The organism is Actinosynnema sp. NPDC059335, assembly GCF_042752395.1.
Lineage (GTDB): Bacteria > Actinomycetota > Actinomycetes > Mycobacteriales > Pseudonocardiaceae > Actinosynnema.
On sequence record NZ_JBHYXZ010000269.1, the window covers coordinates 1 to 6,046 of the forward strand.

The 6,046-nt window shown below is 72.0% G+C and carries 3 protein-coding genes; all 3 read right to left on the reverse strand.

What is annotated here, in order from left to right; translation table 11 throughout:
* Nucleotides 1–89: 89 nt before the first annotated feature.
* The 3 genes from ACFXGA_RS39210 to ACFXGA_RS39220 all read right to left on the reverse strand — a co-directional run bounded on the left by ACFXGA_RS39210 (nt 90) and on the right by ACFXGA_RS39220 (nt 5,231).
* Entirely contained in the window at nt 90–2,372 is a 2,283-nt protein-coding gene (locus ACFXGA_RS39210) for a hypothetical protein (protein WP_378097961.1), read from the reverse strand.
* A 376-nt stretch (nt 2,373–2,748) separates the two neighbouring features.
* Nucleotides 2,749–3,117, reverse strand: coding sequence for a hypothetical protein (locus ACFXGA_RS39215; RefSeq protein WP_378097964.1), 369 nt, complete (start codon nt 3,115–3,117; stop codon nt 2,749–2,751).
* A gap of 599 nt (nt 3,118–3,716) precedes the next feature.
* On the reverse strand, nt 3,717–5,231 hold the full coding sequence (locus ACFXGA_RS39220) for a tyrosinase family protein (RefSeq protein WP_378097967.1): 1,515 nt from the start codon (nt 5,229–5,231) through the stop codon (nt 3,717–3,719).
* Nucleotides 5,232–6,046 lie beyond the last annotated feature (815 nt).

The window sequence follows — 6,046 nt, forward strand, 5'->3', positions numbered from 1 at the left end:
AGCGCGCACCGCCCCCCCCGGGGGCGGCGCCCCCCCCCCCCCCCCCCGCCGCCCCCGCCCCCCCCCCCGCCCCCCCGGGGGCCGACGGGTCAGCTCCAGGGGTTGGCGGGTTGGTCGTTGATCGCGGTCCAGAAGCGGCCGGTGGGCAGGGTGCCGCTCGCCCACAGCGACCAGCCCACGCCGTCGTGGAACTCGGCCGTGCGCCAGCCCGTGCCGAATGCCGAGGCGCACACCTGGTCCGCCGCCGCACGGCTGGTCAGGGCCGAGCCGAGCACGGGGCCCGTCACCTTCACCTCGCCGAACGCCCAGCTGTGGAACCCGGTGGTCGGGATCCCCGCGGGCGCGGCGCGACCGTCCACGCGCAGGCACAGCACGGGCAGGGCGGTGGTCGCCGCCGTGTCGCCCTGGTAGGGGTTGGTGCGTGCGTCGCTGCCCACCCGGACGATCCCGTCGGAGCGCTGTTCCAGCACAGTCCACGTCATGCCGGCGTGCGTGGCGGGCGCGGGGTTGGCGTTGACGACCGGCGCGGGCCGGCCGACGTAGACGGCCGGCGCGCCGGGCCCGAGCACGGCGGCGTCCAGGGTGCAGGTGTCCAGCCAGGCGGCCGGGACCTGGGCCTGCCGGCACACCGCCTCGGCCCGCTGGCGCACCGTCGGGTCGAGGTGGCCGGTGAAGAACGGGCCGGACGGGTTGCCGACGCTCACCGCGTCGCACGCCTGCAGCAGCGACGTGACGGGGTTGGCCCGCCAGCTCGCGCCGAACCGGGTGTAGAGGTCGCTGAACGAGATCGGGATGGAGAACCGGGTGCCGTCCTTGGCCTCCAGCAGCCTCGGGTTGTGGTCGGGGTTGCCGAGCAGGCCGCGCACCGTGACCGGCCAGGTGCCCAGGCCGACCTGCAGGTCGGAGTAGACGGGGTTCGCGCCGGTGTTCGCGGTGACGCGGACGCTGTTGCCGGCCTGGTCGCGGACCAGGTACCGGTTGCCGTCACGGCGGATGCCCACGCCGCCGGGCAGCAGCACCGCCGCGCCGGGCGCGAGTTCCGTGGCGCGCCCGTCCACCACCAGGCGCGTCCCGTCGCACAGCGCCACCCTGGTGGTGCCCATCCTCGTGGCGACCGACCGGTTGACCGAGGCGTTCGGCCACGACGGAGCGCCGGACACCTTGCGGGTCTGGACCTCGAACGCGCTGCCGACCTGCGCCTCGACGAAGTCGCCGGTGGCCTGGAAGTCGTAGAGCAGGCCGGCGAACGTGCGCTGGTGGGTGTCGCCGATGGTCACGGCGGCGTTGCACCCGTCGGCCAGGGCGTCGCCGGTCTTCTCGTTGAAGATCACGGCCGGGCCGCCCGGCGCCACCGAGTCCGGCGCGGCGCCGAGGTTGAGGTTGTTGCTCTCGCCGGTGAAGCCGTCGACCCGGCACAGGGGCGCTTCCGTGCCGCCGTGGTTGATCCTCGTGCGGACGGTGAGGTTGGCGGTCGGGTCGCCGGGGTTGGTGTTGAACTCGGCGGTGGAGGCGTTGCCGAAGCCGAACACGTTGAACTCCGCCTTGACCCAGCCGGGGTCGGGCGCGAGCACGTGCGTCCGGGTCGGCGCGACCGACGCCATCATGCTGGTCCCGTTGTGGAAGATCGCGGTGTCGGTGTCGGTGCCCGTGTTCACCACGCCGGTCAGCGCGAGGTTGGGGTTGGCGATGTCGGTGATCGGCACGTTCGCCGTTTCGGTCGCCGCCGACTTCTGGTAGCAGTAGATTTCCGGCAGGTACGGCGGGTACTCGACCCAACCGGCCGGGCAGGGGTTGTTGTAGACCAGCAACCAGTATTCGACGAAGATCCGGCCCGTGGTGCCGCTGTTGGCGAACACGAACTGCTTCCAACCGGTGCACTGCGTCGGTTGGGCCGCGCCCGCGCATTCCGCGGCCGCGAAGAAGTTGGTGTTGAGCTGGAGGCTGTAGGCGTTCGGCACCGGCGCGCCGCCCTCCTTGAGGGGCGACCGCACGTTGCTCACGCCGGTGACGCCCTCGAACGACCCCGTCGCCTGGGTGATCACGCCGCTCGCGGTCGGCGCCTGCGCCACGATGTCGTAGCCGCTGCCGATGCGGGCGTTGGGCGGCGCCGGCCGTTTCGGCACCATGGGGGCCGCCGGCGGGGCGACGCACGCGGTCTCCCGCCAGGCCAGGCCGGGGTAGTCGGCGGTGAAGCAGCCGGGCGTCGCCGGCGGCGCCACCCCGGCCATGGTCGCGTGCCACGCGTCGAGCGTCGCCGCGGTGGCGGGCGCGCCCGCGGCGGCTCCGGAGTGGATTCCCGCGAACAGCAGGACCACGGTCACCACGCCGAGAATTGTTCGGATCGTGCCGCGTCTTCGCGGAAGCAGGGTCATCGCTCGGTCCTCCCGGAATGGAAAACTGCGTCGGCAGGGGGAATTTCGGGCAGGCTTCGACGCCGCGTGCTCGGCGAGCACCGTCGGGGTCGGTATTCGGAGTACGCGCGATTCGTGCGGTGCACGGAACATCGGGTCGTTCCCGGGCATCGTGGGGTTCGACCACCCGGCCTCCGGCGGTCCGCGGTGCGCCGGGAATCGAGCGTAACACTCCGCGCTACGGCGACAATTACCCTGAGTGGCCGCTTTGGGGCGGGACCGGCCGGCGCGCCGACGACGGGCACAGGAGCCGCTCTACCGGTTGGTCGCGGCGCATTCCCGCGGGTGGCGGCCGGACCCCGTCAGGCGCCGGCGCGCGAGCCGCCGATGCGCGGGGTCATTCGACGGACCACAGCGGCGCGACCGGTCCGGCGGCGAGCTGCGGCGCGGCGCGCGTGCCCGGCGCCGGGAGCGCGAGCAGGTCGTCCACGACTTCGTCCAGCGCGCCGTGGCGGACCCACAGCAGGCGGGGCGGCTGCTCGCCGTCGCTGCGCAGCCCTTGGACGTCGTCGCGGTCGCGGATGCGGATGACGTCCACGTGCAGGCTCCCCGGCCAGCCCTTGGTGCCCTGGATCTCGACGACCTGACCCACCTCGTCGAGCAGCGGCACGACCTGCCACCCGCGGCGGATCAGCTCGACCAGACCGCGCAATTCGGGGTGTGCCGTGAGTGCGACGAGCGCGTTGTGCCTCAATGCGTCGTTCATATGCACCCTTACCGCCTCATCGCACCGTCATGAATCCGGGTGCGCGCCTCCCGCACCGCACCCATGCGTTCTCATCGCGCCATGTTGGTACCCCGTTGCACGTGCTGCTGCACGTGCAGGACGAGTGAATCGTACCGGACGGGTATTCCGATGAGTCGATACGGAAAATGCATGGGAGCCGTATACCGCGTATCGCGGGGACGCGAGCGAACCCCCTGCTCACGTCGGAGGTTGGGGTCAAGGTGTTACGCCTCGCGCGTTTACCCGTGCGCCGCTACCGGGCGGGGAGGTCGGGCGAGGTCGCGGAAGTGCCCGGAGACCGCGGTGAGGGCGTCCACGCACGCGCGGAATCGCACCCGCGGTCGTCGTCCTCCGCGCGTGTCACGGTGAGGATCGTGCGGTGGAGCGCCGGGCGGGTGGCCGGTACGCGCACGCCGACGGGCACCGTCCCGGCCCGGGGCGCGGCACGGCGACCGCGCGGGCGCGGTGGCGGGGATCGCGCCGGCCCGCCGGGTGCCGGTGACGTCGTCGCGCAGCCGCGCCGGCCCACACGGGGAAGCGGCGCTGCCGGGCTCCGTGCCGGTCCGTGGCGTCCTGTGTCAGGTGGAGCTGAGGGTCACGCTGCCGAATCGCGGGCGGGAGGCGGGGGCCGGGATCGTGGCCTCGGCGGCGTCCTCGCCGGCCGGTTCGAGAGGCACGGGCGCCAGGATCACCGACGGGATGCCGCCGCCGTCCCACAGGCCCTCCTCCCGCAGGTGCGCCAGGTGATCGGTGACGTCGAAGCGCAGCGTCAGGCCGGCGCCGCCGTGGTGGTGGATGTCGCCGCCGATCGCGCCGAAGAAGTCGAGGTGCCCGACGAAGTAGGGGCTGTCGGCGCTGAGGTCGTCGTCCCCTTCCGGGGCCCCGAGCAGCACCCGGTAGGTGGTCCCCGGCGACTCGTCGGCCCGCAGGTCGCCGATGGTGAGGATCACTCGTTCCGGGGTGTCGCTCTGCACGGCGACACCGAGGGCGTCGATCCCGCCGCTCTCGGCCTGGAGGGGCACGGCCTGAGGTCGGGAGCCCAATTCGGAGCCCGTGTCCGCGCGGCCGAGGATGCGGTCGGGGTTCCCAGGGACGGCGCCGGTCACCTGCAGGCTGCGCCATTGCGGGCCGACGGCGGGGCGGGTCCACACGTCGTAGTTGTCGTACGTGTAGCCCAGTGCCTCCGGGGTGAGCATGTCCTTGGACTTCTTGCCGGCTTTCTTGGCGTTCTCGTCGCGGAAGGAGTGCTCCTTGTCGAGCCACGCCTTGGCCTCGGGGTTCTTGCCGCCGCGCCTGATCCAGGACTCCCACAGCCGGTCGATGTTGGCGTGGTGGAGCCAGAAGATCGGATCGCGGGGCGAGACGAACACCCCCATCCAGCCACCCACGAACAGGTGAATCTTGTTGTGCGGGACCGATTCCAGGGCACCGAAATCGGCCGCGTCGTGAGGCATGTCCGATCCGGTGTCCTTGCTGCCGAAGTAGTCCGGCCGCACGCCGGGGAACACCTTGGCCCGCATGGCCGTGGTCGGGTCGACCAACTCCCAGGCCGCACCGAAGCCGGCATTGGCGGTTTCGCTCCGCTTGATGCAGTCGTGCAGCGGGTTGGCCATGTACCGCACGTCCGCGGTGGGCCCCTGCCTAAGGTCGCGGATCTCGGGCTGCCGGAACGCCGCCGGGAGCTTGCGGAACTCCTTCGACGCCGGGCTCATCGGGTCGTCGCCCGCCACCCGCGTGTAGCTCCAGTACGGCAGCGACCAGTGCCGCGGCCCGCCCAGCCTCTGGACCACCCGGCCCACGATCAGCTCGAAGTAGTACAGGTACGCACGGTGCCAGGGCAGGAAGAACCAGCCGCCGTGCGGGCACTGGTTCCACTCGGGGTTCCACCCGTCGGGGGGTTTCGTGCTCGAGTCCGGACTCCCCGAACCGTGGATGTTGGCCTGCCAGCGCCAACTGCGCGGATCCTCGTCGTAGTCCTTCATCATCTCCCCGACCGCGTAGGCGTACCAGAGGATGTCCGGGTGCCAGTTGTCCGGGTCGCTCGTCATCGTCGCGACATCGCGACGGGTGCGGGTGGCGGGCGCGTCGTTCATGAGGGGCTTCTTCCCATCCGTGTCGATGCGGTGCGCCGCCGCTCGTCCCCCTGTCCACCAGGCCGCCGGCGGGTTGTGGACGAGTCCGTCGACCGCGTCGGCGGGCACCGGAGCGGTGGTGTCGGCGCAGGATCGTGCGGCGGGGTTCCTCCTGTGGTTCTCGCTCCCGCCAGTACGCCACCCGGGTGCCCCGACGGCATCCCGAGCCCACCATTCGGGTGTACTCGGCGCTCGCTCCACCGGTCTCGCACCCGCGCAGGGCGCGACCGGACCGGCACGGCGATCCGGTTCCTGCGACGGACTCAGCTCAGAGGTCGCCACCCTCCTCGAGATCCGCGCTCGATCATCCGCCTCGCGTCGTTGTCATCCCGCTCGACGCCTGCCACCGATTCCCGGCCACCGCAGCGGATTCGTCCCTGATATGACTGGAGATATGGCAGTGCGCACACCACTCCACACCGCTCTGCGGCATTCTTGTTGCGCCGCGCCCGGTCCGGCAGCCATTGGGGCGCAGCTGCCAATTCTGCGGGGTCGACTTCGAGGTGGCGAACGTAGAACTGGCGCAGCGCCCTGACTCCGCAGTGGAGGGCACGGGTTTACGGAAATGTCCTCGGCCACTCGAAATCGGACACTACGGGCTCCACGGCCTCCGGCCGTTGTCGGCGGTGGAGGAGGGCCGGGAGCCGCCGCCCCGGCACGGCTCGGTGGCGGCGCGCGCGGCACACCACGCCGGCGCCCCCGCCACCCCCGGGCCGGCCTGCCTGCGACCCGACGCCCGCCCGCATCGAGACACAAAACAACAAACACACCAACAC

Coding starts and splice junctions, on each gene's coding strand:
- ACFXGA_RS39220 (WP_378097967.1), bottom strand. CDS start 5,231: ATGAACGACGCGCCCGCCACCCGCACCCGTCGCGATGTCGCGACGATG.
- ACFXGA_RS39215 (WP_378097964.1), bottom strand. CDS start 3,117: ATGAACGACGCATTGAGGCACAACGCGCTCGTCGCACTCACGGCACAC.
- ACFXGA_RS39210 (WP_378097961.1), bottom strand. CDS start 2,372: ATGACCCTGCTTCCGCGAAGACGCGGCACGATCCGAACAATTCTCGGC.